Genomic DNA, 26,103 nt, shown 5'->3' with positions numbered 1-26,103 from the left:
AATAGTGGGTATGTGGCATGCCACATACCCACTTAGCCGACAGGATTGCTGCGGCGAACTGGCGAGGAGGGGCAGTTTCCCGCTAGTTTGGCCGGTCCAGGTTCAGGCTTGGGCTTCGACCTCGGCCATGCGCGCCGGCACACCGAGGGACGATGTGCCGACAGTGCCGCCGATGAACGCCACCATGCGCGCGATGACAGCTGCGTCATGTAGCACGCGGCGATGCCCGAGCCCGTCCGTGGCCATCAGTTGCGCACCGGGCCAGGCGCCGGCAATTGCCGCGCCGTTTTCCCAACCCACTTCCTTGTCCTGGCGGTCGTGGATCACCAGGGTCGGTGGGACCGGCACGGCGTTGCCGAGCGCGGGGACGTTGAAGGCCGACCACGGCATGCCCAGCCAGCGCTCGCTGTTGCGCTGCATGCGCGCGAGCACACCGGGGCCAATGCCCAGCCGCCAGGCCAATGCCGCGGCGGCGTTGTGCATGTCCGCCGGCGGGCCGATCATCACGGCAGCCTGCAGGTGCAGGCCTTCGCGCATGGCCAGCGCCAGTGCGGCGCTGCCGAGCGAATGCGCGATCACGGCGTGGACCGGTCCGGCATGCCATGCCGTGGCCAGCAGCGCGCGCGACATTTCCACGACGGAGCTCTGGCCAGTGCCACGCGCGCCCGCGTCGGAGCCGCCGTGCGATAGCGCGTCGAAGGCCACCACGCGCATGCCTGCGGCCAGCAGCGGCGCGACCAGGGGCTGCCATTGCGCCGCATGGCCGCCCCAGCCGTGGGCCAGCAACACCGTGGGGCCCTCGCTGCCCCAGCGATAGACACGCACACGCCGGCTCGCTCCCTGGCCGGTCACCAATGCCCAGTCAACGCGGGCACGGGCAAGCAACTCCCGGCCCGCGCCATCGGGGGCTTTGCCATGGGGGGGGCGGAACCAGGCGCGTTCCAGCGCGCGCGCGGCGCCGGCGGGGTAGAGGAGGCCGGCCAGTTGCCAGCCAAGGCGCGCCCAGCGCATCGGGCTGCTTGGTACCGGCGCGGCTTGCCGGGTTTTGGTGGATGGGTAAGTCGCTTGCGTCACGGCGGGCATCTCCAGCAAATATTTGCAATGTCCTGAGTGGGGTCTGCGGTTTCGGGGGCCGTGGCATCCGGTAAGACCGACCAGTCGTGCTATTTTTTATTTCAAAAAAAGACGACGTCCGGTCGTCCCGTATTTCGCCCTGATTTATCTCATGCGGCGTCGCGGCGTCTCGCAGGCGGTCCCGTAAGTGCCGCGCTACTTGCGCTCCGGTTGCGCCACCTCGGCACGCCTGAGCAGGGCTTCGAAGGCACGGCGCGCCATGATCTCGGTGTCCTCACGGCCCAGCAGCTTGAAAGACTGCTGAAACGACRTGCCGATGCCAACCATCTCGAAGGCGAATTGCCGCGCGTCTTGCGCTTGGGAAAGGTCGCCTTCCTCGATGGCGTCGGTCACGGCCCGGGCGATGAGGCTGTGCCAGTCCTTCAGCGATTGCACCACCTGATCCCTGATGGTGCCTGGGCGGTCGCGGTATTCCTGGCCCAGCGCCATGAACAGGCAGCGGCCCCTGTTGACGGATCCGCCAAGCCAGAGCATGTAGCCTTCGAAGAGGGCTTGCACCCGCCGCGAGCCCCTCGGCTGACGCATGGCCGGCCGGATGACGACATCGGAGAAGCGCTCTAGGGCCAACGCCAGGACGGCTTCCTGCAATGCCTCCTTGGACTTGAAGTGGGCATACAACCCACTTTTCGACATACTGGTGTCGGCCGCCAGCGTGGCGAGCGATAACTGCTCGAACCCCACCTGCGCGGCAGTGTCCAGGGCTTGCTCGATGATGGCTGCGCGGGTGAGTTGACCTTTTTGCATTCGGCAAGAATAGCACGACCGGTCGGTTTGTCAATATTGTGTTAGTGCGCTCTCGTCAACCTAAATCCCGGCCGTCCGTTATGTCACCACGGAGGCAGAAAATTGTGCTTTATTGGACCTATTGACAGGCGTGGATATGCCTGCTTCAGGTACTCTCAAGAAATCTGCACAAAGTGTTGCGCTGATTACATACGGAACGCTTTGCGTGCTCTATACTCGAATGCACGTCCGCGCACTTTTTTTTCACTGGTGACTGGAGACCGACATGAACAGTACAGCCGTGCCTAGAGGCGCTAGCGAACCGTTCCGGCAACTGCGGGCGTTGCGCCGAGCGCGAAAGCTCAAGCAGGAAGACGTCGCCCGTAAGGCCGGGATCTCCCGGGAAGCCTACTTGCGGGCCGAATCGGGTCAAGCCGACCCCCGCATGTCGACTTTCCTAGCGGCTTGCGAGGCGCTGGGCCTGGAAGTGGTGCTGGCTCCCCAGCATCTTGCAGCAGACGTCAACGCATTTATTGCCAGCCGCAATGGCGGTGTCACGGCCGCTTCCATGGCCGGACAGGCGCCTGCCGCGACACCCACCGCCGCCACCAGCCCTGCACCGGCCACCCCGGTCAGCACGGGCTTCGCGTCGGGCCCGGGCGAAGGTCACAAGCCAGCCTGAGTGTTCGTGCTGGTCCCGCTTTCGGGACGGGCCGGCGCACGCTTGCCATACCTTCAGCGGGCACACCCCCCTGTGCCCGCTGAAGGAGTTTTGCCCGCCTGCCTGGCATGGCCTGGTGCCAGCCTGGCTGGCTGACGCTTGCCCTCTTTTGACGGCTTCGGCCCCTGCGCCGTGGCTGGCCTGTCGGCTATTGCCCGCCGCCTTCCGGCGTTCTCCCCGTGTTCTCCCGTGTTCTCCGTATACGCCTGAGCATCTCCGCGCACCGCCTCGTCACGTGCTGTCTCGTGCCGCGCCGTGCTCCCGTCGCTGTATTTCACGCCTAACCTAGAAGCCTGAGCCATCCGGATTTCTCGGCCGTCAGCCGGTCTGCGAGCAGGATGCGGGTTTGACACGTCCGCAGGCTCGGATTACGATATGGTAAATGAATTACGGATTGTGTAATTTAAGGTGATGTTACCAGCCCGCCAGAATGCTGGAAGCGCACCGGCGGTGTAATTCACCAGGCGCCACTAGAAAGAACGAGACAGGAGCAGCCATGAGCAAGGCCTTTGCATCGCAGGCGGATCTGCAGGAAAAGCAGGTCACCTTCACCAAGCTGTCGGAGAACGCTTACGCGTATACCGCGGAAGGCGATCCGAATTCCGGCGTGATCATCGGCGACGACAGTGTGCTGATCGTGGATACGACCGCTACGCCGGCAATGGCGCAGGACCTGATTGCCCGCATCCGCGCTGTTACCGACAAGCCCATCAAGCATGTGGTGCTGTCGCACTATCACGCTGTGCGGGTGCTGGGCGCTTCGGCCTACTTCAGGGAAGGTGCGCAAAACGTGATCGCCAGCCGCGGCACCTACGAGATGATCGTGGAGCGCGGCGAAGCCGACATGAAGTCCGAGATCGAGCGTTTCCCGCGGCTGTTCGCGGGTGTCGAGACCGTGCCTGGACTGACCTGGCCCAACGTGGTGTTCGAGCGCGAATTGACGTTGTACCTGGGCACGCTCGAAGTCAAGGTCATGCACCTCGGAGCCGGTCACACCAAGGGCGATACCGTGGTGTGGATTCCGTCGCAGAAGATCCTGTTTTCCGGCGACCTCGTCGAGTACGACGCGGCCTGCTATTGCGGCGACGCGCAGCTCGAGGAATGGCCGGCTACGCTGGAAGCGCTGCGCGCACTGGACCCGGTGGCGCTGATCCCCGGCCGAGGCCCGGCGCTCACCGATCCCGAACTGGTGGGGCGCGGCCTGGACTACACGCGCGACTTCGTCAGCACGCTGCTGCAGCGAGGCAAGGAAGCCGTGGCGCAGAAGCTCGACCTGAAGGGCGCCATGGCGCATACCCGCGCTGCCATGGACGACAAGTTCGGGCAGGTCTTTATCTATGAGCACTGCCTGCCCTTTGACGTGGCGCGTGCCTACGACGAGGCCAGCGGCATCAAGCATCCGCGTATCTGGACCGCGCAGCGTGACAAGGATATGTGGGCGGCGCTGCAGGAGTAGCGCGCGGCCGGGGATGGCATGCCGGCAGCGCGGCCCACCCGCAGCGTTGCCGAGAGAACCGCGCCAGCGGTCATGGCTGGAGGATGGAGACAAGATGGAAACCAATTACCAGGCCTGTACCTTCGCGTACCAGCCTTGCGCAGAGCAGAGTGCGCCGCGGCCAGGCGCCGGCGGCCATCCGGTCCATCCCGTCGTGGTGATCGGGGCCGGCCCGGTCGGGTTGGCCACGGCAATCGACCTGGCCCAGCAGGGTGTGCCTGTCGTGCTGCTGGACGACGACTGCACGCTCTCCACCGGCTCGCGCGCGATCTGCTTCGCCAAGCGCACGCTGGAAATCTTCGACCGCCTCGGTTGCGGCCAGCGCATGGTGGACAAGGGCGTGAGCTGGAACGTCGGCAAGATCTTCTTCGACCAGGAGCTGGTCTACAGCTTCGACCTGCTGCCCGAGTGCGGGCACGGCCGGCCGGCCTTTATCAACCTGCAGCAATACTATGTGGAAGGTTATCTGGTGGAGCGCACGGCCGAACTGGCCAACCTGGCGATCCGCTGGAAGCATCGCGTGGCGGGGCTCACGCAAGATGGCGACGTGGTGACGCTGGATGTGGAAACGCCCGATGGCAACTATGCCCTGCAGGCCCGCTACGTGGTGGTGGCCGACGGCGCACGCAGCCCGGTCCGCCATGCGATGGGCCTGGAAAGCAAGGGGCGCGTCTTCCATGACCGCTTCCTGATTGCCGATGTGAAGATGGCGGCGCCCTTCCCGAGCGAGCGCTGGTTCTGGTTCGATCCGCCGTTCAACCGAAACCAGTCGGTGCTGGTGCATCGACAGCCGGACAATGTCTGGCGCATCGATTTCCAGCTTGGCTGGGACGCCGATCCGGAGCTGGAAAAGCAGCCGGAACGGGTAATCCCCCGCATCCAGGCGTTGCTGGGCGATGGTGTCGAATTTGCACTGGAGTGGGTCAGTGTCTATACCTTCTCCTGCCAGCGCATGGATCGCTTCCGCCATGGCCGCGTGCTGTTCGCGGGCGATGCCGCGCACCGCGTTTCCCCTTTCGGGGCGCGTGGCGCCAACAGCGGCGTGCAGGACGCGGAGAACCTCGCCTGGAAGCTTGGGCTGGTGCTGGCGGGCAGCGCGCCGGATGCCTTGCTGGATAGCTACGCCAGCGAGCGCGAGCACGCCGCCGACGAGAATATCCGCCACTCAACTCGCTCTACCGATTTCATCACGCCCAAGACACCCATAAGCCGCGTCTTCCGCGACGCCGTGCTGACGCTGGCACGGCAGCACGGTTTTGCCCGCCAGCTCGTCAACAGCGGGCGGCTGTCGGTGCCGGCGGTGTTGCACGCGTCCCCGCTCAACACGCCGGATGCGGCCGACGAGCAGGGCGAGGCGAAGTTCACGGGGCTGATGGCGCCAGGCATGTCGTGCGCCGATGCGCCGGTGAAGGTGGACGGCCAGGCCGCGTGGCTTTTGCGCCAGCTGGGCAGCCAGTTCGCCGCGATGGTCTTCGCGGACGCGGGCGCTTTGCCGGCACTGGCGCTGACCGCCTTGCAGGCGCTGGCCTGCGGACAGGTCCGGCTGGCAGTGCTGTGCGTGGTCCCGGCAGGTGGCGGCGAGACGCCCGGCGCACCTGCCGGCGTGCGCTTGTTCGAGGATAGCGAAGGCCTGCTGGCGCGCCGCTACGACGGGCGGCCGGGCACGGTCTACCTGCTGCGGCCTGACCAGCACGTGTGCGCGCGCTGGCGGGCATTCGATGCCGGCCAGGTGCAAGCCGCGTTGCGGCGGGCGCTCGGCTGGCAGGAAGACGGCGCCGCCGGTGACGAACGTATTGCCGCGGCCACGACCGTGGCCTGAGACGTTAGGGAGACATGCTGATGCCGCTGAACACTGAACCCAACCTGGCCCGCCCGGACGACTTCTACGAGGCGCTGATCGAGATGCATCGCGACCTTTCCGACGCCCAGAGCCAGTCCGCCAACGCGCAGCTCATCCTGCTGCTGGCCAACCACATCGGCGACCTTGCCATCCTGCAGGAAGCCATGGAGCTCGCCCGTGCGGGCGTGCTCGCACGGGCTGTCGTCCAGCCCGCCACCGACCCGGCGGCCGCAGCCTGATGCCGCGCCCAGCCGCATTTCAAGAAACCGAGAGTCATCGTAAATCGTAAGCGCAAGAGGAAGACACAAGACATGACGCAGACGCAACTGAACGTTCCGGGCAAAGCGCCGGACCACGGTACGCCCGGCTACCAGTCGGGTTTTGCCAACGAGTTTGCCACCGAGGCTCTGCCCGGCGCATTGCCGGTGGCGCAGAACTCACCCCAGCGCGCGCCCTATGGCCTCTACGCCGAACAGATCTCCGGCACCGCCTTTACGGCGCCGCGCGCGCACAACCGGCGCAGCTGGTGCTATCGCATCCGCCCGGCGGCCATGCACGAGCCGTTCACGCTGGTCGAGCAGTCGCGCATCGTCAGCCGCTTCGATGCCGTGCAGCCTTCGCCCAACCAGATGCGCTGGAGCCCGCCGGCCATGCCCACCGAGCCGACCGACTTTGTCGACGGCATCGTCACCATGGCCGGCAACGGCAGCCCGGAGGCCATGTCGGGTTGCGGCATCCACCTGTACCTGGCCAACCGGTCGATGACGGATCGCTTCTTCTATAACGCCGATGGCGAAATGCTGATCGTGCCGCAGCAGGGCAGGCTGCGCGTGGCCACCGAGATGGGCGTGCTGGACGTGGAGCCGCAGGAGATCGTGGTGGTGCCGCGCGGCGTGCGTTTCCGCGTGGAGTTGCCGGACGGCGAAGCGCGCGGCTATATCTGCGAGAACTACGGTGCCTTGTTCCGCCTGCCGGACCTGGGCGTGATCGGCTCCAACGGCCTGGCCAATCCGCGCGACTTCCTGACGCCGCACGCCTGGTATGAGGATCGCGAAGGCGATTTCGAACTGGTGGCGAAATTCCAGGGCAACCTGTGGCGCGCATCGATCGGGCACTCGCCGCTGGACGTGGTGGCCTGGCACGGCAACTACGCGCCGTACAAGTACGACCTGCGCCACTTCAACACGATCGGCTCGATCAGCTTCGACCACCCGGATCCGTCGATCTTCCTGGTGCTGCAAAGCCCCTCCGACACGCCGGGCGTGGATACCATCGATTTCGTCATCTTCGGCCCGCGCTGGCTGGCGGCGCAGAACACCTTCCGCCCGCCCTGGTTCCACCGCAATATCGCCAGCGAATTCATGGGCCTGGTCGAGGGCGTCTACGACGCCAAGGCCGATGGCTTCGCGCCCGGCGGCGCCAGCCTGCACAACTGCATGACCGGTCACGGCCCGGATGCCGAGACCTTCGCCAAGGCCACCACCGGGGATACTTCGCAGCCGCACCACATCAGCGATACCATGGCCTTCATGTTCGAGACGCCGGCCGTGATCCGGCCGACGCCGTATGCGGCGAAGTCGGCCCAGTTGCAGGCCGACTACTACACGTGCTGGCAAGGATTGAAGAAGCATTTCAACCCCGGCCAGCGCTGATTCCGACCAACGATTTCGTCTTGCGGGTGCGCGCGCGGCCGAAGCCGCCGGCACCTTTTGTCATTCCCTTCCGGAGCCCCCGATGACTACCGTCCAGCAGAGTTGGATCGATTCCGCCAACGATGGCATTACGCATTTCCCGCTGCAGAACCTTCCCTACGGCATCTTTTCCCCGAACGGGCAGGGCCCGCGCGTGGGTGTCGCCATCGGCGACCTGATTCTCGACCTGTCCGTGCTGGATGCGGAAGGCCTGTTGCCAGCCGCGGTGAAGGGCGTGTTCGGCGGCGCCACGCTTAACGCCTTCATCGCGCTCGGCAAGCCGGCCTGGACCGAAACCCGACAGCGCCTGACGGCTTTGCTGTCGGCGGACGACACCATCCTGCGTCCAAAATCCGCCTTGCACGAGCAAGCCCTGGTGCCGATGGCCTGGGCCACCTTGCACTTGCCCGTGGACATCCCCGGCTATACGGATTTCTACTCCTCGCGCGAGCACGCCACCAATGTTGGCCGCATGTTCCGCGATCCGGACAATGCGCTTCTGCCCAACTGGCTGGAGATTCCCATCGGCTACAACGGCCGCGCCAGTTCGGTGGTGGTGAGCGGCACGGCGCTGCACCGTCCCAAGGGGCAGATCAAGCCGCCCAACGCGCCGCGCCCGATCTTCACGGCCTGCCAGAAGCTCGATTACGAACTGGAAATGGCTTTTATCGTCGGCAAGCCGTCGACGCTTGGCGAGCCGGTCACCACCGCCGCTGCGGCCGGGCATATCTTCGGCATGGTGATCCTCAACGACTGGAGCGCGCGCGATATCCAGCAGTGGGAATATGTGCCGCTGGGCCCGTTCAACAGTAAAGGCTTCGGCACCTCGATCTCGCCGTGGGTGGTGACGATGGACGCGCTCGAGCCGTTCCGCCGCGACAATCCGGTGCAGTCGCCCGAGCCGCTGGAATACCTGCAGCAGCCGGAGCGCAATGCCTACGACATCGCGCTGGAAGTCTCCCTGCGCCCGGAAGGCGCCGAGCATGCCACCACCGTCTGCCGCACCAACTTCAAGGCCATGTACTGGACCATGGTGCAGCAACTGGCCCACCACACGGTGTCGGGCTGCAATGTCCGCGTGGGGGACCTGATGGGCTCCGGCACCATCAGCGGCACCACGCCGGATTCCTATGGCAGCCTGCTGGAGCTGACCCGCAACGGTGCCGAGCCGGTAGCGCTGGCCGACGGCGGCAAGCGTGGCTTCCTGGAAGACGGCGACGAAGTGGTCATGGCCGGCTGGTGCCAGGGCGACGGTTATCGGGTCGGGTTTGGCGAAGTGGCCGGCAAGATCCTGCCGGCGCGCTAAGCGGCCGGGCCCAGCGGGACATCCAGGATGACCGCGGCGCGGCCGGCCAGCAGCAACTGGCCGGCCGCGCTGACTTCAAAGGCATAGAGGATGTTGTTCTCGCTGCCGCCGATGCGGTGGGCCTCCACCAGCAGCGGCGCGGCGATATCGTCAAGGCGCGCCACGCGCAGGTCCAGCTTGCGCACGCTGGCGAGGTAGCCCACGCGCGGGCGCTGCGCCGGCTGTTGCAAGGCGGCGCCGTGCGCGGCCATGGCCTGCGCGGCGTATTCGATGCCGCAAACGGCCGCCAGGCGTCCGTGGGCGCGCAGCGGATTGTCCGGGTGGGTATGGCTGCTGGCTTCGCAGCGGATGAACTCCGGGCTCCAGTCGAGCACGGTGTCCAGCAGGCACATGGTGCCCTGATGCGGTATATGCGCCGCGATCCACGCGCGCCCCAGCGGTGCCGCGTCGGGATGCATGGCGTTATGCCGCCGCCGCCGGGGTAACGGCCACCCGCAGGCGCAGATCATCCAGATAGTCGATCACCACCTCGCGCGGGCCGCCCTGCGCCAGCGCCTGCAGCAGGGGCAGGGCCCGCGCCGCGGGCACGCCCTGGCGCAACCGTTCCAGCGCGGGGTCCGCCATCCGGCTGGCCGGGGCTTCGGCCAGCGTGACGTCGAGGCGCGCGAGTGAACGCGGGGTCGGCTCGGGCAGCAGCACCAGCGCCAGGCCGAACGCGTCCGGGATCGGCCGATGGCTGCGCAGCGGCTCCGGGTAGTCCGTGTCGTAGGCGATCAGCATGCACGCTTCGCGGTCCACCGCCACCTGGCACAGGGCGTCCAGCAGACCGGCGCCGAAACTGCCGTCGCGGGCGCACAGCACATTGGACGCTGCCATGGCACCGGAGGCGATGCCCCAGTAGCCCGCCGCTGCGTTATGCACTGAGTTGTGGAAGCGCGTCGGCGAGATCAGCGGATCGTCGCTGGCCAGTGCTTCGCAGATCATGTGATAGTTGTGGCCGTCGCCGCTGGATGCGGTGAATATGGTTGGCAGGGCCGCCGCATCCATGCCGCTCGCCGCTGCGGCTTGCTGGCCAAGCCCCAGCGCCAGCTTGACGCTGGGGCCGGTGCGGCGCCGTTCGGCCGGTGGCAGGCCGGCCGGTGGTGGCAGCCCGGTCGGTTCGCCGACATAGGGCAGCGTGCCGGCAAGTACGGCGGCACCTTGCGGCCAGTCCTTGAAACCGGGTCCGAGCAGGCCGATGCCTTCGATGAATGCGCTCACTTGCATGGATAGGTTCAACCTGGCGAATCGGCGCGCCCGAACAACAGGCTGCAGTTGGAGCCGCCAAAGCCAAAGGCGTTGCTCAGTACGCGGTGCACGGGCTGCTCGCGGTTTTCCAGCAGGTAGTCGAGCGGCAACTCGGGATCCGGCTCGGTGGTGTTGATGCCCGCCGGCAGCAGGCCGTGACGCAGCGCCAGCGCGCAGATCACCGCCTCGATGGCGCCGGCCGCGCCCAGCGTGTGGCCGGTTGCGCCCTTGGTCGAACTGCACGGCGCGGCGGGCAGCAGGTCCAGCATGGCCTTGCCTTCGGCCGCGTCATTGCTGCGCGTGGCGGTGCCGTGCAGGTTGACGTAGTCGATCTGCGCCGGCGTCAGGCCGGCGCTGGACAGCGCCTGCGCCATCGCCATGCGGGCGCCCAGGCCCTGCGGGTGCGGCGCTGACATATGGTGGGCATCGCTGGATTCGCCGATGCCCAGCAGCAGGATGTCTTCGCTCGCGCGCGCGGCGCTTGCCGCGGGAAGGCGCTCCAGCAGGCCGAACGCGGCGCCTTCGCCGATCGAGATGCCATTGCGGTGCGCGTCGTAGGGGCGGCATGGCTGGCTGGATACCAGTTCCAGCGAATTGAAACCGTACAGCGTGGTGTGGCACAGCGAATCGACGCCACCCACCACGGCAGCATCGATCAGTCCCGCCTCGATCATGCGGCGTGCCGAGGCGAACACTTTGGCACCGGACGAGCAGGCCGAGGAGATGGATGCCGCGGGCCCACGCAGGCCGAAGTAGCACCGCACGAATTCCGCCAGCGAGTAGGGGCTGTGGCTGCCGCGGTAATGAAAATCCGCGGGCAGCGCACCGGTGTCGGGGTCGCGTCGGCGGTACGCAAGTTCGGTCTGCAGGATGCCGGCAGTGCTGGTGCCAAGGAACACACCGATCCGGTGCGCGCCGTAGCGGGCCACGCTTGCGCGAACCTGCTCCGCGAAGCCGTCCTGTTCCAGCCCCAGTTGCGCCAGCCGGTTGTTGCGGCAGTCGAACTCAGCCAGCACTGCGGGTAGCGACGTCTCGTCCACCTGCGCGACTTCACCAATATACGTATCCAGCCTGATATCGCTGAACTCGCAGGGAATCAGCCCGCCGCGTTGTGCGCGCAAGGCCGCCAGTGTGGCGTCGAGGCCATGGCCTAGGCAACTGGTGGCTGTGTAGTGCGAGAAAAGAAGGGGGGACACTGCTTTGTGGATCCGTTTGCGCGGTGCGCCGATTGTATCAAATGGCCTGTGTCGGCAAGCCGCACGGTGCACGGCGTCACGTAGCATCACGCAGCGTTATGCAGCGCAGCCCGGCGCTGTCGATGGCCCGCAGCACACGCGGCAGCACCGCCAGCACCAGCGGCCGGCCGGCGCGATCATGGCCTGGGTTGCCGTCGTGCAGCAGCAGGATGTCGCGCTCGGCCAGGCCGGTCAGCAAGCGGCGCGCGACATGATCGGCATCGCCGGCGGCGGCGGTGTCGAAGCCCCGCCGCGTCCAGCTGGCCAGGTGCAGGCCCAGCCGGCACAGCACGGGTTCGAGGAAGGGGTTGCGCAGCCCGGCGGGCGCCCGGAAGAAGCGCGGCGCGGTGCCGGTCAGTTCCGACAGTACCTGCTGCGCCGCGGCGATATCGCGCATCTGCCGGGCCGGGCCGAACAGGGAGAAGTGATGGCGATGGTCCAGGCTGTGGTTCTCCACCGCGTGTCCGCGCTGCACGATCTCGCGGACTAGCGCGGGGTGCTGCGCCGCGCGTGCGCCGATGCAGAAGAAAGTGGCCTGCACGCGGTGCTGATCCAGCAGGTCCAGCACGCGTGGCGTCACCTCGGGATTGGGACCGTCGTCGAAGCTCAGGGCCACGCAACCCTGTGCCGATGGCGGGAGGCGCCGCAGGTTGGGTCCCAGCCAGGTACTGCGCGGCCACAGCCCGGCCGCCGTCAGCAGCAGATGCGAGGCAATCACACCGCCGGCAGCCCACGGCAGGGACGCGGGCTGTGCCACGATGGCTGCGGCGGCGCCGGCATGCACTGCCAGCGTACCGCTGACCAGGGCGCCAGGACGCCACCGGCGGGCGTCCGCTTGCAGGCGAGGGGTCGGTGTCATGCGGCTCATGGTTGGCTCCTGGCCGGCGCTGACAGCAGCGCCGGCGGCGCCAGGATAGCGGAGAACAATAGCGCGAGCACCGCGCCGGGGCCCACTGTCATGCCGAAGGCTTGCAGCAACGGCAGGCTCGAGAAGGCGAGCAGTCCGAAAGCCGCCACGGTGGTCATGTTGGCCAGCATCAGGGATACCAGCGTATGTGGCGAAATAGCGGAAGCCTGCCGGCCGCTGCCGTTGAAGAACAGCGCGTAGTTCGATCCCACCGCGATCAGCAGCAGCATGCCGACCAGGTGCAGGATGGTGAGTTGCCGCCCGCTGGCGGCGAGCCCCGCAACTACCACTAGCGTGGCGGCGGCCAGCGGCAGCAAGGTGCTCAGCACGCGGCGCGGCGAGCGCAGCGCGATCGTCAGCAGCACGGCGATGGCGGCGAGCCCGCCGAGCGACAGGCGCAGCGCTTCGTGCATATAGCTGGCATACAGGTGGTCGGATTCGTTCTTCAGGTCGACAAAGAGCGTGTCGTCCAAGGCCGCGCGCGCAATGGCGGCGCGGATCGGAGCGGCGTCGAGGCTCGGCCCCGCTGACGGTCCCGTTTTGCCCTGTGGCGTCGCCGTGGGCGCGCGCAGCGGCAGCGTGGCGCTCCAGCGCTCGCCGTGGCGGGTCAGCAGCCCGTCGACCGCGAGGGCCATCGAGGTGCCGCGCAGGTCTTCCCGGCGCAGCGGCGCCGCGCCGCGCGCTTGCTCGGCTTCGTCCAGGAACGGCGTAAACAGGCCGGGCTTCACCGGTTGATCCGCTACCGCGGCCTGCAGCCGTTGCGCCAGTTCCGGCCGCGGCGGCAGGCTGGCCTGCCGGGCGCGCTGGGTGGCCAGGCTGGGCAGGTAGCGCGCCGGGCTCTCATAGCCCGCGATGACGCCTTGCGCCACCAGGGGATCCAGCTCTCGCGCCACCCGCTCGGCACCCTGCAGCACGCTCTCCTGGTCGGGGCCGGACAAGACCACCAGGTAGCGCACGTCCGGCGCGCCAAGGTCGGCGCGCAACGCGGCGTCGAGTGCCTGCTCCCGCTCGGGCACAGGACTTAGCGAGGAGAGTTCCTGGCTCCACAGCGGGGCGCGCTGCATCAGCAGCACCGCGCCGGCTGCCAGCAGCAAGGCTGCCATCGGCCAGCGCAGCCGGTGGGCATGGGCGGCGGCGCGGGCCAGGCGCGTGCCCAGCGGCGTGACATCGCGCATGCGCAGGTTGGCCGGCGCCAGCCGCGGCAGCACGAAGCGCGTGACCAGCGCTGCCGTAGTCAGCCCAGCGATGGAATACAGCCCCAGCTGGGCGAGCCCGGGAAAGCCCGAAAGCAGCAGCGAAGCAAAACCGCAGACCGACGTCAGCACGCCCAGCCGCACCGTGGGCCAGAACGCGCCGACCCAGGCCCGTTCGTCGCGCCGGCCGGCATGTGTGTACTGGGCGGATTGCACGAACAGGTAGATGGAGTAGTCGACCGCCTCGCCGATCAGCGTGGTGCCGAAGCCAAGCGTCAGCCCATGCACCGTGCCGCCAAAGCCGAGGCTGACCGCGGCCACGCCGGCCAGTGCGCCAGATACGACCGGCACCAGCCCGAGCAGCAGCGTGGGCACCGAGCGGTACACCACCAGCAGCAGCGTGACGATAAGGCAGATGCCCAGCGTGGACAGGCGCTCCACTTCCCGCTTGATGGTGTCGCGAGTGCTGACGGAGAACACGCCCGGGCCGGTCATCACAAGGCGGTAAGGTGCGGCGCCGGCCTGCGCAGGCTGTGCCTGCCGGGCTTGCCCGAAGGCCCGGCGGATGGCGGCGATGGCATCTGCCTGCCCGTCGGTGTCGGAGCCGGCGCTGGCGGTCTGCGCCAGCAGCACGGCGCGCTGGCCGTCGCGCGAGATCCATGCGCCGTCGCGCAGCGGCACGCGCTGGCTGCTATCGAGCTGGCCCAGCACGGAGGTGATTTCGCCGGTGGGATCGCGCGGCAAGAGCGTTTTGGTGAAGAGTCCCGCCGGAGAGGCGAGCAGGTCGAAGCTTTCGCCCACCGCCGCCTTGAGCCCGTCTGGCGAAAAGCGCTCGGGCGTGACCGTGGGGCTGAGCAGGTAGCGGTGCGCATAGAGGAAACGCTGGTCGCTGGCCTGGTTGACCGGCTCGCCATTGTTGGCCGAGGAAAAGCGCGGGTCGGCCCGCAACTTCGCCGCCACGGCCCTGGAGAGAGCGGCCCGCCCGGCGGCGTCGCCGCCTTCGATGCCAAGCAGGATCAGCCTGGACACCAGCCCCTCGCGCAACTGGTCCACCAGCAACTGCTGCTCCGCGCTCGGGCTGCGCGGCAGGAAAGCAGACAAGTCCGCCGTGAAGCTGGTGCGCGCAACCACCGCGGCGCAGGCCAGCAGGAACACCATCCACAGGCCGACGGCCATGCGCGCCGGCCGTTCGGCCAGGCGCTGGCGCCAGCTGTCGCGGCGAGCGTGTCCGGTCATGGGGCGCCGGCCGTCTTGATCTTCATCACCGAGCGGTCACCGTCTGCCTGCACGATTTCCACGCTCTCGAGCGCGTCCCGTGCGCCGTCGATGCGGATCTGCCTGACGATGCCCGCCATGCGCGAATCGGCCGGCGTCAGGGTCAGCGTCCAGCGGGTAGCGCGGCCCTCGATGCCGAGGCGATAGTAACGCTCCAGCGCATTGCGGTTGCCCGCCAGGGTGCCGCGGATGCTCTCGATAAAGGCCGCGATTTCCGGGTAGTTTTGCAGCGGCATCACGAACCGCTTGCCGCCGCGCTCCACCGTCATCATGTCGCCGTCGAGCACGAGGTTCTCCGGCTTGGGCGCAACGGTCCGCTTTTCCAGGTGATCCGGCGCCACGAATACCAGCTCCCCCGATGACTCCACCGGACGTTCGAGCATGGCGAGATATTTCGTCTCGGTGAAGCGCACGCGCCCGGATTTGCGCTGCGCCAGCGCGGACATCAACTGGTCCACGCCCCAGGCCGCGGAAGCGGTGGCGGGCGGTTCGGCGGCCTGCGCGGCAGGCGGGGCCGCCAGGATAAGCGCGCTGCCCAGGCAGGCAAGCATGGACAGGCGCGCAAGACCACGCAGGTGGCAAGGCGCGAGGGCGGCGGGGGATCGAGGCATGCGTCAGGGCTCGTTGCCGGGAGGCGGCTGGCTGGAAAGCGGCGGGCCGGACTGCCAGAAGTCGTAGAAGTTGAACCAGTTGTATGGCGCGTCGTGGCAGTGGCGTTCCAGCATGCCGACATAGCGTGTCAGTGCAGCCTGGACTTCCTGCTCACGCTGGCCGCGTGCCACTTGGGAGAAATCCGCCAGCGCCTCGAAGTGAATGTCGTAGCGGTTGCCGCCGCGATATAGCCCGGTCATGAAGATCACAGGACGGCGCAGCATGGCCGCCATGCGCAGCGGGCCAGTGGGAAAGCCCGCCGGCGCGCCCAGGAAATCGCACTGCTGCACGGGATCGGTGGCGCGTTGCGAGAGCGTGCGATCGGCCAGCATGCCGATCATGAAGCCGCGCTCCAGGTATTCGCGTGCCTTCAGCATGGCATCGATGCGGCCGAGCGAGATCACATCCTGGCGCATGGCCGGGTTGATGGCTTCAAGCACGCTGTTCAGTTTGCGCGCGTTCTCCTCGTACATGGTGATCGCGACCCGCAGGCCGGGCCGCTGGCGGCCCACGGCGCGGATCACTTCGAAACTGCCCAGGTGGGCACCCAGCAGGAAGGCGCCGCCGCCTCGCGCCATCGCCTCGTCCACCAGCTCGCCGCCATGCACGCGGATATCGAACAGGTCGAAGCGTTCGTTGAGCAGGTAGATGCGGTCGTGGATGGTCGAGGCGAAGGTGAAGACGTGTCTGAAACCGTCGCTCCAGCCCGCGTCGCGTCCCAGCACGCGGTCCAGGTAGGCGCGCGAGGCATAGCGTGCGGTCGGGGAAAACAGCACGAAGTAAGCGGTGACCAGGCGCAGCACGGCGCGGCCGAACCGGCGCCCGAGGCGCAAGGAGAGCCAGCTCATGACGCGCAGCAGCGTGGTGTTGCTGCGTTCCTGACGGCTGGCCCAGTCGGCGCTGGCGGCTCGCTTGGCAGGCCACGTCATGCGCGGATTTCCCCTGACGACGGCGCCGCCGGGGTCAGCGTGCCGCTTGCCACGTCCCGGCCGCTGGCGCTGAGCGTGAAGCGGATCGTGCCGCGTGCATCGGCTTCGTGCGTGACCGTCACCGGTTCGCCGGGCAACACCGGGCTCAGGAACTTGACCGAGCCGAGCTGGAAGATCTCCAGCGGTTGCGCCAGCGCCGCGCCGATCAGCGCGATCGCGTGATCCAGCAGCACCACCCCCGGCACCACCGGATGGCCGGGGAAGTGGCCGGCCAGCGCGGGATGATCGGGCGCAATGACGAAGCCAGCGGTGGCGCGCGCTTCGCCTTGTTCGAGGTGGGCCTTGCGCATCATGCGCCCTCTCCGGGCGGTTGGGACTGCCGGGCCGCCTGCAGCCTTGCCACCAGTGGCGCCAGGATCTCGTGCGGAAGCTTGCCCGTGGCGTTGCGCGGCAGCGTGTCGACGAATAGCAGCGGGCGTGGCAGGAAGGCCGGATCGATGCGCTCGCGCAGCGCGTGCAGGATCTGCGCGGCCTGCAGGCGCGGCGCCACCACTAGCGCAAGCAGGCGCCGCACATGGCCTTCGGCCTGCTCGCCCGGCGGCGCATCCGGCATGAAGAAGACACCGTCCTCCACGCCCTCGATGGCGTTGAGCTGGTGGTTGAGGTAAGCCAGGGAGGTGCGCTTGCCGGCGATATTGATCAGGTCCGCCTTGCGGCCGTGCAACAGGAAGCGGGTTTCGTCCAGCAGTTCCAGCGCGTCGCCCATGGCGACGGGTTGTTCCACATGGCCGCCCGCTGCCCAGACCTGGTCCTCTGCGCCGCTTCCGTCGCTTCCGCCGCCGGCTTGCCGCCGCGCTTCCAGCCTCACCCCAGGGAACAGTTCCCAGGCGCTGGTCTGCGCGGTGCGGCGCGTAGCCAGTTGGCCCGTTTCGGTGCTGCCGTAGATTTCCATCAGCGGCGCCGCCAGGCGTGCCTCCGCCTCGCATGCCAGCTTCTCCGACAGGGGCGCGGTGGCAGACAGGATGAGGTCTGCCGGGGGCAGCCTGGCGGGAGAGAGCAGCAGCGCGCGCAGGTGCACCGGCGAGGTCACCAGCACGCGCGGCCGCGGCACGGCTTCGAGCGCATCGCAGATGTCCGCGGGGTAGAAGGTATGCGCTGCGCTCAGGGCGATACCGCCTTGCAAGGCCAGCAGTACCGTCGACTCGAAACCATACATGTGCTGGGGCGGCACGGTGCCCACCAGCGTATAGGCGCGGCCGTCCTGCAAGCCCAGCCGTGCCGCCGCGGCGCGTACGTTGCTGACCAGGAAGCCCCAGGTCTTGCGGTGCGGCACCGGTTGCCCCGTCGAACCGGAGGTGAACACATAGGCCATGACGCGCTCGCCGGGGATGGACGGTATGCTCGGCTCTGGCAGGGGGRCCGCGGCGGCTTGCCCGACGAATCCGGGGACGCGGAAGCGCGGCAGCGCGATATCGCAATCCGGCGTGTCGTGCAGGCAGAAGGCGTCGGGCGCGAACGATGCGAGCTGGCGCACCATTTCCGGCGTATGGGTGGACGGCAGCAGGCTGATCTTGCCGGCCACCAGCGCGGCGCACAGGCCTACGGTGAAGCGATAGCGGTCGGCGCAGACATTGAAGATATGGCCGCCCGGCGGCAACCCGGCGGCCAGCCGCATGACGTCGGCCAGGAAGCTGCGCACCGTCACTGGCTGGCCGAGATGCCAGGCAATGATGCTATCCGGCGAGGTATGTGAAACCAGCGGATAGGTGCGTCCGTTGCCGGGCTGCCGATGGGTGGGGGCGGCCGGCATCAACGCGACAACCCCGCGCGCGCGGCCATGGCCGCGCGGTATCCCTGGATCGCTTCGCGAACGCCGGCATGGGCCACTCCCGGCAGCGCAAAACGGCGGCAACCCGCTTCCACCACGAACATCAGTGCCACCAGTACCGGGCTGCACAGGTTGGCGAAGGTGGACCAGGTGGCGATGGGCGCGAGCGCGAACAGGACTGTGGATACCGTCGCCATGATGGCGAAGAACAGCGTCCACGCCAGCGTGACGGCGCGTGTGTAGCGTTGCAGCGCGGGGGAAAGCACTCCCCGCACGATGGCGGCGAACTGGGTGCACAGCGGCGTTTGCCCGCGCCGCAAGCTGCGGCCGAACATCAATCCGAGCGCGGTGTTCGCACCCATGTGCTGCATGTAGTAGGTCCACCCGAAATGCTGCGAGAGCGGTACGCGCATCAGCCACAGGCCGGCGCAGGCCAGCGCCAGCAGCACAAGCAAGGGGAACCGCCAGCGGGAGCGCCAGCTGACGCCCAGCCCCAGCAGGATAAAAGGCGCTGCACCCAGCAGCAGGCCGGCTTCCTGAGCGCCAGGCTGCTGGGCCACATGGTGCAAGGCGTACTCATACAACGCAAAAAATGCAGCAACGATCACCCAGCCGTGACGGCGCAGCGGGTGCTGGCCAGCGGCATGTGCCGTGGCCGGCATTTGCTTGGGCGAGGCGGTGGCGCTGCTGGTGTGACAGTCGTCCGCAGGCCTGGCGGGCAGGCAATCGGGGCGGYAGGTCGTGGATGGATCACAAGATGACATTTGGTGCTATAGGGGGACGGCTGTGGCGCTTGGCTTGTCTTGCCGGATGCGTCCGGCAGGACGGCCCGGTACCGACCCAGGCGCCGGGAAGCAAGACGAGAGCATATAGCGTGAAGACTGCCGAAGTGGAGCGATGTTTCAGGAAGCGGCGAACAATGTTGTTACTAAACTTCTCATTTCTAGTGGGATTTACCCCAGCTTGGTAGCATCTGCCCCAAAGACGATGCCGGAGTATACGATAGCCGTCTGAATTCACGCATGCCCCGGGCTGCCCATCATGTGCAGGAGACGACTACCGTAGCGTGCATGCGGAACCCTTCGATATTTGCAACGTTGCGACGATGACCGAACTGGAACATGAACTCGCCGAGTTGATCATCGGCGAACTCGATATCTCCGACATCAAGCCGGAAGATGTCTCTGCCGAAACGCCTCTGTATGGCGAGGGCTTTGGCCTGGATTCCATCGACATCCTGGAGATTGCCCTGCTGATCTCTAAGAAGTACGGGTTCGAGTTGCGCTCCGACAATCCCGACAACCACGAGATTTTCGCCTCGCTCGGCAGTCTCGCCGCCTATGCGGCAGCGAACCGGACGCGTTGATGCCTCCGGCTGGCCGCCCGGCCTTGTCCGGATGTCAGAAGCCGTAGGACAGGCAAGGGATACCGAAGAGGGGCATCAATGGCAGGCATCGGGAAGGTGACTGTGATGCGCTGCGGGGCCCTGTCAACGTAACGAAGCAGCCGCTTGTGGGAGCGTGAATGGAGCAGCAAGAGAAGCGCAAGCTGGCGCTTGTCACCGGCGGCAGCGGCGCGCTTGGACAGGCTATCTGCCTGGCGATGGCGCAGGCGGGCCATGAGGTGTGGGTCCATGCCAACCGCCACCTTGCCCAGGCCGAGGCGGTAGCCGCGACGATTCGCGCGGCCGGCGGCCACGCGCATGCCATCGCCTTCGATGTCACCGATGCCGATGCCACCGACGCTGCGTTGCAGCGCATCCTGGCGCACGGGCCGGTGCAGATACTCGTCAACAATGCCGGCATCCATGACGACGCACCGATGGTCGGCATGACGCGCCAGCAGTGGCGCAGTGTCATCGACGTCTCGCTGAACGGATTCTTCAATGTCACCCAGCCCCTGCTGATGCCGATGATGCGCACCCGCTGGGGCCGCATCGTCAGCATGGCTTCGGTGGCGGCGCTGGTGGGCAATCGTGGCCAGGCCAACTACGCTGCCGCCAAGGCCGGGATTATCGCCGCCACGCGGTCCCTGGCCATCGAGATGGCCTCGCGCGGTGTCACCGTCAATGCCGTGGCGCCCGGCGTCATCGAGTCGCCCATGACCGGCGAGGCGTTTCCGGTTGAGCGCATCCGGCAACTGGTGCCGGCACAGCGCGCCGGCAGCCCGCAGGAGGTCGCCGGCATGATCGCGTACCTCGTGTCGGACGCGGCGGCCTACGTCACTGGCCAGACGCTCTCCATCAATGGCGGCATGGCCTAGTGCGGCCGCGGGATTCCAGGAAACATGATGGATAACAATGCTCCTTGCAGCACCGCCGGCGCAACGCCGGCCGCGTTGCCGGCGTCCGGCCTGCGCCAATGCGATGTGCTGGTGATCGGCGGGGGCCCTGCCGGGTCCACCGCCGCAGCCTTGCTGGCCGAGCGCGGATTCCAGGTCACTCTGCTGGAAAAGGAGCGCCATCCGCGTTTCCATATCGGCGAATCCTTGCTGCCCGCCAACCTGCCGCTGTTCGAGCGCCTGGGCGTGGCCGATGAAGTGCGGGCCATTTCCATCGAGAAGTGGGCTGCCGAGTTTGTCTCCCCGTGGCACGAAGGCGGCCAGGCATTCGATTTCGCCGATGCCTGGGACAAGTCGATGCCATACGCCTACCACGTGCGCCGCTCTGCCTTTGACGAACTGCTGTTCCGCAATGCGGCGCGCAAGGGCGCGCGGGTGATCGAACAATGCCGGGTGCGGGAAGTGGAGTTCCTTGCGCAGGAATCGGGCGCCGTGGTGCACGCGGTACGGGACGACGGCAGCCGGGAGGACTGGCAGGCACGCTTCGTAGTCGACGCGTCCGGCCGCGATACGTTTCTTGCCAACCGCTTCAAGACCAAGCTGCGCAATCCCAAGCACAACAGCTCCGCGCTGTACGGGCACTTTCGCGGCGCGCGGCGCCATCCTGGCAAGAACGAGGGCAACATCACCATTTTCTGGTTCGAACACGGCTGGTTCTGGTTCATCCCGCTTTCAGACGGGACCACCAGCGTGGGCGCCGTGACTTGGCCTTATTACCTGAAACGCCGCGACAARCCGCTCAGGGATTTCTTCGCCGACACCATCGCGCTGTGCCCGGCCCTGGCGGAGCGGCTGGCGGGGGCGGAACTGGTGGCGGACGTGGAGGCCACCGGCAATTATTCCTATGTGACCGAGCAGACCTTTGGCCCGAACTACGTGCTGCTTGGCGACGCCTATGCCTTTATCGACCCGGTGTTCTCGTCGGGCGTGATGCTGGCCATGACCAGCGCCTTTGCCGCCGCCGATGCCATCGAAACCTGCCTGCGCGAGCCGGCCAGGGCGCAGGTTGCGCTGCAACGCTTCGACAAGGTAGTGCGCCACGGCCCCAGGCAGTTCTCCTGGTTCATCTACCGCATTACCACGCCGACCATGCGCGACCTGTTCATGGGGCCGCGCAATGTGTTGCGCATGAAGGAGGCACTGCTCTCCGTGCTGGCCGGCGACATCTACGGCAAGACGCCGATCTGGCGCTCGCTGCTGGCCTTCAAGGTGCTCTACTACGGCGTGGCGCTGTTCAACCTGCGGCGCTCATTGGGCGCATGGYGTCAACGCCGCCGCAATATCCGCCCGCTCGACGACGCCGGCACGGTGACCAGCCGATGAAGCGCGACACCATGAACGCGACACCGCTGCGGCTGGCGCAGTACACGGCCCGCGGACTGGCGGCGGTACGGCCGGGCTGGCTGGATGGCGCGCTGGGGGCCGTGTGGTATGGCGGCGGTACGCCGCCGGCGATGCTTGCCGGGACGGACTTGCCGCTGGCGCGCGTGGCCACGCCGCCACTGGGCGAGGACCCCGTCGTATGCGAGGTCTGGCACGGCAGCAATGCTGCCTGGGACACCATTGGCGAGCCTGCCACCGGCCGGCACGGCGTGGTGGATTTCCGCACGGATGCCGCGCTGGGCCTGATCTTCGGCAGCGTCACGCTGCGCGAGGCGGATTTTGCCAACGCGCAGGGAAGCATGCTGCAGTCGGCGACAGAGCGCGCCTATCGCGACATCTTCGGCTTGCTGGATGCGAAGGGCTATCCCTATCTCGTGCGGGTGTGGAATTACGTGGCCGACATCAATGCGGAGGAGTCTGGCATGGAGCGGTATCGCCAGTTCAATATCGGGCGGCAGGCTGCCTTCACGGCGTGCCGCCGGGAAATCGTGGGCAATGTGCCGGCGGCCTGCGCGCTTGGCGCGGTGGGCCAGCCCGTGGCGCAGCGCACGCTCTCGATCGGCTTCCTGGCCAGCCCGCGCGCGCCGGTTGCGGTGGAGAATCCGCGCCAGGTCAGCGCCTATCACTATCCTGCTCAATACGGCCCGCGCAGCCCTACCTTTGCACGCGCTGGCGTGTGGCGGGCCGGGGCGCACGACGAATGCGCCGCCCCCGTGCTGTTCGTGTCCGGCACCGCCAGCATTGTCGGGCATCGCACGGTGCATGCCGGCGATGTGGCCGCGCAGACGCGCGAGAGCATCGCCAATATTGCCGCCGTCCTGGAGCAGGCCGCGCGCGATGGACATGCGGGGATCGGTCTGCCGCAGCTCGCCTACCGGGTTTACGTGCGCCATCCGCAGGAACGCGGCACCCTCGCCAGCGTGCGCGCGGCACTGGAGGGCGCGGTCGGGCACGGCGTGGCGGCCGCCTATGTGCAGGCCGACATCTGCCGCGGCGATCTCCTGGTGGAAATCGAGGCATCGGCCGGCCATGGGCTGGAAGTGCTGGCGTGAGCGCGACATGACACTGCATCCCGCAGGCCGCCGGGGCGGCCTCGATCCCGATATTCGCGGAATCCGCCATCCGCGCGGAAAGCGGGGAATGCGCGCGTCCGTGGAGGTGGCCTGATGCGGCGTCAACTACGCGAAACCTTGCCTGGCCTGGCTGCGGTGGCAGCTGAATATGCCGTGTTCTATGCAGGCCTGCTGTTGCTGGCGCTGGTGTCCCTGCTGTGGGCACCCTTCGCCGCGGCCTGCTACTGGCTGCTGCCGGCCGGGCTGGGGCGGCGCTTCGGCCGTTTCGTGATCATGTGCATATTCCGCTTCTATCTGTGGGCCCTGGAGGGCATGGGCGCCTGCCGCTTCGACCTGCGCGAACTGGATAGCCTGCGTGGCGGGCCGCCCCTCGTGCTGGCGGCGAATCATCCTGGCTTGCTGGATGCCTTGCTGGTGTTGTCGCGGCTGCCCGGGGCGGCCTGCATCATGAAAGCCGATGTGGTGGACAATCCCTTCCTCGGTGCCGCTGCCAGGCTGGCGCGCTATATCCGTAACGACACGCTGGCCGGCATGATCCGATGTGCCGTGCAGGAGCTGCGGCGTGGCGGCCAGGTGCTGGTATTCCCTGAAGGCACGCGCACCACCCGCCGTCCGGTCAATGCCTTCAAGGGCGGCGTCGGGCTGATTGCCAAGCGTGCGGACGTGCCGGTGCAGACGCTGTTTATCGAGACCGATTCGCCGTTCCTCGGGAAGGGCTGGCCGATTTTTCGCAAGCCCGATATGCCGGTCTGCTATCGCGTCCGGCTGGGCCGGCGCTTCGACGCGCCCGAGAGCGAGCGCGCTTTCATGGCCGAGCTGGCGCAATACTATGCGGCGGAACTGTCGCGCCCGGAAAGAGAGCCGCTTCGTCCGGGCGCCGCGGTGCACAACGTTTAGGCGGCCAGGTTTGTGCGGCCGGGCTAGCCGGCGGGTTGCCGGCATGCCTCCTGCCTCCTGTTCTTGCCGTTTTTGTTTTTTCACTGTTTCCAGATCCACCTTCGCATGATCAAGCCTTCCAACACCCATCTCGTCCTGATTCCCAGCTACAACCCTGGGGCCAAGGTTCGCGACACGGTGCGCGAGGCGCGGCGCCATTGGTCGCCGGTGTGGGTGGTGGTGGATGGCAGCACCGACGGCAGCACGCAATGGCTGCAGCAAGAGGCGGCAGCCGACCCGGGCTTGCGGGTGCTCGTGCTGCCCCGCAACCAGGGCAAGGGGGCTGCGGTGCTGCAGGGGCTGGAGCAGGCCGCGGCGCAAGGGTTCACCCACGTGCTGACCATGGATTCCGACGGCCAGCACCCGGCCGGCCTGATCGCCCCCTTCATGGCGGCATCGCAACGCGATCCGGGCGTCATGGTGCTCGGCCGCCCGGTCTTCGATGCCAGCGCGCCGAAGGCCCGGGTCTACGGGCGGCGTATCTCCAACGCCTGGGCCAACCTGGAAACGCTCTGGGCCGGCATCGGCGATTCGCTCTACGGCTTTCGCGTCTACCCGATCGCGCCGCTGCGTGCTGTCATGCGCAAGCAGCGCTGGATGCGGCGTTTCGATTTCGATCCCGAGGCGGTGGTGCGCATGTGCTGGCATGGCGTGCGGCCGCTGAACGTGGACGCGCCGGTGCGCTATTTCAGCGCCGAGGAAGGCGGCGTCTCGCACTTCAACTACGTGCGCGACAACCTCTTGCTGAGCGGAATGCATGCGCGCCTGCTCGCCGGCTTCCTGCTTCGCCTGCCGCTGCTGGCCTGCCGCCGCCTGTGCGCCCGGGACGGTGCGGCGTCCCGCATCACCGCGCCCTGACGGCGCCTCCTTCAAGCATGGCGTTTCTGTCGAACGCTGCCCATCCGGCGGCGTTCGCTTGCCGTCGGCTGTGTCCGGCCGCACATGCTTCGGCTTGCCTTCAGGTAGACTGATCTCTGAATGAGCTCCAGCCCATGCAGTCGGCCAATCGAGATTCCAGTCTTGCAAGGAGAAGTCCCCCATGCATGCAGTCCCGTTGCTAGATGGCAGTGCCAACGGTAGTCCCGCCGAAGTACCGATCCGCGACCTGCGTCGCGTCACCATTCATCCCGACTATTGGTATCCGCTAGCCTGGTCGCGCGAAGTCAAGCGTGGCAAGGCGCATGGCGTGCGCTTCGCGGGCGAGCCGATCGTGCTGGTGCGCACGGAATCCGGCGCGGTGTTCGCGCTGGAGGATCGCTGCGCGCACCGGCAGGTGCCGCTGCATGCGGGCGTGGTCGATGGGGAATCGATTCGCTGCTGCTATCACGGCTGGACCTACGACTGCACGGGCCGCTGCATCGATGTCCCTTACCTGGGCCGCGAGCGGCTGCCCAACGGGGTGCGCTCCTATCCTTGCCGCGAGGTGGAGGGCCTGATCTTTGTCTTCCCGGGCAGTGCTGTGCTCGCCGACGAAACGCCGCTGCCCGACCTTGGCTCGGTGGCCAACAAGGCGTACAAGACGCGCCGCTTCGGCCGCGAGGTCAAATGCCATTACTCGTTCATGCACGAGAACCTGATGGATATGAACCATCAGTTCCTGCACCGCCGGCAGATGGGCCAGATGCGCGCGCGCTCGCTCGGGCGCCGGCGGGGTGAGGGGTGGGTCGAGGTCGACTACACCTTCTCGCGGGAAGAGGGCAAGCAGCCGGTGGGCGAAGCGCTGGTGTTCGGCGGCGGCAAGAACGGCGGGCAGAGCGGCAAGGATGTGATGACGGTCCGTACCTGCTATCCCTACCAGACATTGCAGATCCGCACCTCGGAAGGGACGCTGGTGATGGATTTGTGGATCGTCTATGTGCCGCTCGACGCGGCGCAGCGCACCAACCGCACCTTCGGATTGCTGTCGATCAAGAAGCCCGGCATTCCCGGCGTGCTCAACCTGGCGTGGCCGCTGCTAGTGTGGTTCACCGAGCGGATCTTCAAGGAAGACCGCTGGATCGTGGAGGCGGAACAGGAAGCGCACGACAAGCAGGGCGCGGACTGGAACCACGAGGTGTTCCCGGTCATCAACGAGCTGCGCGACCTGCTGCGCGAGTGCGGCGAGCCGGAAGCGCCCGGCCCGGCCTGATAGCGGATTCCTGCCGGTCTATCGGTCT

General features: G+C 67.3%; 23 protein-coding genes and 1 pseudogene. 13 read left to right on the top strand and 11 right to left on the bottom strand.

From position 1 onward, the window contains the following. Positions 1–102 precede the first annotated feature (102 nt). Together AC1DN0_RS16120 and AC1DN0_RS16115 are read right to left on the bottom strand one after the other, a co-directional pair. Positions 103–1,011, bottom strand: coding sequence for an alpha/beta fold hydrolase (locus AC1DN0_RS16120; protein ID WP_441630649.1), 909 nt, complete (start codon positions 1,009–1,011; stop codon positions 103–105). A 258-nt stretch (positions 1,012–1,269) separates the two neighbouring features. Next, a complete protein-coding gene (locus AC1DN0_RS16115) occupies positions 1,270–1,878 on the bottom strand; it encodes a TetR/AcrR family transcriptional regulator (protein ID WP_477145842.1) in 609 nt (202 codons plus the stop codon). Positions 1,879–2,143: 265 nt separating this feature from the next. On the opposite strand from AC1DN0_RS16115, the gene AC1DN0_RS16110 reads away from it, so the two are divergent. From AC1DN0_RS16110 to fahA, 6 genes are all read left to right on the top strand, one after another. Beyond that, a complete protein-coding gene (locus AC1DN0_RS16110) occupies positions 2,144–2,539 on the top strand; it encodes a helix-turn-helix domain-containing protein (RefSeq protein ID WP_081862071.1) in 396 nt (131 codons plus the stop codon). A 535-nt stretch (positions 2,540–3,074) separates the two neighbouring features. Then, positions 3,075–4,034 (top strand): MBL fold metallo-hydrolase, encoded by a 960-nt coding sequence (locus AC1DN0_RS16105; RefSeq protein ID WP_428178644.1) that lies wholly within the window; start codon positions 3,075–3,077, stop codon positions 4,032–4,034. Between the two features lie 94 nt (positions 4,035–4,128). Further along, complete coding sequence (locus AC1DN0_RS16100) at positions 4,129–5,892, top strand: FAD-dependent oxidoreductase (RefSeq protein WP_441630607.1); 1,764 nt, start codon at positions 4,129–4,131, stop codon at positions 5,890–5,892. Positions 5,893–5,912: 20 nt separating this feature from the next. Further along, positions 5,913–6,152 (top strand): DUF2783 domain-containing protein, encoded by a 240-nt coding sequence (locus AC1DN0_RS16095; protein WP_441630605.1) that lies wholly within the window; start codon positions 5,913–5,915, stop codon positions 6,150–6,152. 72 nt (positions 6,153–6,224) lie between these two features. Then, on the top strand, positions 6,225–7,565 hold the full coding sequence (gene hmgA, locus AC1DN0_RS16090) for a homogentisate 1,2-dioxygenase (protein WP_035862755.1): 1,341 nt from the start codon (positions 6,225–6,227) through the stop codon (positions 7,563–7,565). 82 nt (positions 7,566–7,647) lie between these two features. Then, positions 7,648–8,910 carry a fumarylacetoacetase gene (gene fahA, locus AC1DN0_RS16085; RefSeq protein ID WP_441630603.1) on the top strand — a complete coding sequence of 421 codons (1,263 nt, stop codon included), beginning with the start codon at positions 7,648–7,650 and terminating at the stop codon, positions 8,908–8,910. On the opposite strand, the gene AC1DN0_RS16080 is transcribed toward fahA, so the two are convergent. The 9 genes and pseudogenes from AC1DN0_RS16080 to AC1DN0_RS16040 all read right to left on the bottom strand — a co-directional run bounded on the left by AC1DN0_RS16080 (position 8,907) and on the right by AC1DN0_RS16040 (position 18,877). After that, complete coding sequence (locus AC1DN0_RS16080; RefSeq protein WP_441630601.1) at positions 8,907–9,368, bottom strand: ApeP family dehydratase; 462 nt, start codon at positions 9,366–9,368, stop codon at positions 8,907–8,909. The genes fahA and AC1DN0_RS16080 overlap by 4 nt on opposite strands. A gap of 4 nt (positions 9,369–9,372) precedes the next feature. Further along, positions 9,373–10,176, bottom strand: coding sequence for a beta-ketoacyl synthase chain length factor (locus tag AC1DN0_RS16075; RefSeq protein WP_441630600.1), 804 nt, complete (start codon positions 10,174–10,176; stop codon positions 9,373–9,375). 8 nt (positions 10,177–10,184) lie between these two features. Then, on the bottom strand, positions 10,185–11,393 hold the full coding sequence (locus AC1DN0_RS16070) for a beta-ketoacyl-[acyl-carrier-protein] synthase family protein (protein WP_441630598.1): 1,209 nt from the start codon (positions 11,391–11,393) through the stop codon (positions 10,185–10,187). Positions 11,394–11,469: 76 nt separating this feature from the next. Beyond that, positions 11,470–12,300: a polysaccharide deacetylase family protein gene (locus AC1DN0_RS16065; RefSeq protein ID WP_441630596.1), complete on the bottom strand. Its 831-nt coding sequence runs from the start codon at positions 12,298–12,300 to the stop codon at positions 11,470–11,472. Continuing rightward, on the bottom strand, positions 12,297–14,768 hold the full coding sequence (locus AC1DN0_RS16060; RefSeq protein ID WP_441630594.1) for an MMPL family transporter: 2,472 nt from the start codon (positions 14,766–14,768) through the stop codon (positions 12,297–12,299). Before AC1DN0_RS16060 ends, AC1DN0_RS16065 begins: the two co-directional genes overlap by 4 nt. After that, positions 14,765–15,418, bottom strand: a complete 654-nt coding sequence (locus AC1DN0_RS16055; protein WP_441630592.1) for a LolA-related protein — start codon at positions 15,416–15,418, stop codon at positions 14,765–14,767. Before AC1DN0_RS16055 ends, AC1DN0_RS16060 begins: the two co-directional genes overlap by 4 nt. 3 nt (positions 15,419–15,421) lie before the next feature. Next, positions 15,422–16,387, bottom strand: coding sequence for an LpxL/LpxP family acyltransferase (locus tag AC1DN0_RS16050; protein ID WP_441630590.1), 966 nt, complete (start codon positions 16,385–16,387; stop codon positions 15,422–15,424). Next, a pseudogene (locus AC1DN0_RS16045) lies at positions 16,384–18,197 on the bottom strand (ApeI family dehydratase). The gene AC1DN0_RS16050 and the pseudogene AC1DN0_RS16045 overlap by 4 nt, the downstream one beginning before the upstream one ends. Continuing rightward, on the bottom strand, positions 18,197–18,877 hold the full coding sequence (locus AC1DN0_RS16040) for a COG4648 family protein (RefSeq protein ID WP_441630588.1): 681 nt from the start codon (positions 18,875–18,877) through the stop codon (positions 18,197–18,199). The pseudogene AC1DN0_RS16045 and the gene AC1DN0_RS16040 overlap by 1 nt, the downstream one beginning before the upstream one ends. A gap of 443 nt (positions 18,878–19,320) precedes the next feature. Here AC1DN0_RS16040 and AC1DN0_RS16035 point away from each other — a divergent pair, with 443 nt between their 5' ends. The 7 genes from AC1DN0_RS16035 (at position 19,321) to AC1DN0_RS16005 (ending at position 26,075) form a co-directional block, all read left to right on the top strand. After that, positions 19,321–19,581: a phosphopantetheine-binding protein gene (locus AC1DN0_RS16035; RefSeq protein ID WP_441630586.1), complete on the top strand. Its 261-nt coding sequence runs from the start codon at positions 19,321–19,323 to the stop codon at positions 19,579–19,581. Between the two features lie 158 nt (positions 19,582–19,739). After that, the gene (fabG, locus tag AC1DN0_RS16030) at positions 19,740–20,477 is read left to right on the top strand and encodes a 3-oxoacyl-ACP reductase FabG (RefSeq protein ID WP_441630584.1); all 738 of its coding nucleotides are present in this window, start codon (positions 19,740–19,742) and stop codon (positions 20,475–20,477) included. A gap of 24 nt (positions 20,478–20,501) precedes the next feature. Further along, positions 20,502–21,878, top strand: a complete 1,377-nt coding sequence (locus AC1DN0_RS16025) for an NAD(P)/FAD-dependent oxidoreductase (RefSeq protein WP_477145841.1) — start codon at positions 20,502–20,504, stop codon at positions 21,876–21,878. Continuing rightward, positions 21,875–22,990 carry a chorismate transformation FkbO/Hyg5 family protein gene (locus tag AC1DN0_RS16020; protein ID WP_441630580.1) on the top strand — a complete coding sequence of 372 codons (1,116 nt, stop codon included), beginning with the start codon at positions 21,875–21,877 and terminating at the stop codon, positions 22,988–22,990. The genes AC1DN0_RS16025 and AC1DN0_RS16020 overlap by 4 nt, the downstream gene beginning before the upstream one ends. A 114-nt stretch (positions 22,991–23,104) precedes the next feature. Then, a complete protein-coding gene (locus AC1DN0_RS16015) occupies positions 23,105–23,908 on the top strand; it encodes a lysophospholipid acyltransferase family protein (RefSeq protein ID WP_441630578.1) in 804 nt (267 codons plus the stop codon). 105 nt (positions 23,909–24,013) lie between these two features. After that, entirely contained in the window at positions 24,014–24,805 is a 792-nt protein-coding gene (locus tag AC1DN0_RS16010) for a glycosyltransferase family 2 protein (protein ID WP_441630576.1), read from the top strand. Between the two features lie 181 nt (positions 24,806–24,986). Beyond that, entirely contained in the window at positions 24,987–26,075 is a 1,089-nt protein-coding gene (locus AC1DN0_RS16005) for an aromatic ring-hydroxylating oxygenase subunit alpha (RefSeq protein WP_045236811.1), read from the top strand. The last annotated feature ends 28 nt before the right edge of the window (positions 26,076–26,103 follow it).

The organism is Cupriavidus sp. 05N39, assembly GCF_056397325.1.
Note: the sequence above shows the minus strand (reverse complement) of the source record. Positions and strands in the feature narration are given on the sequence as shown.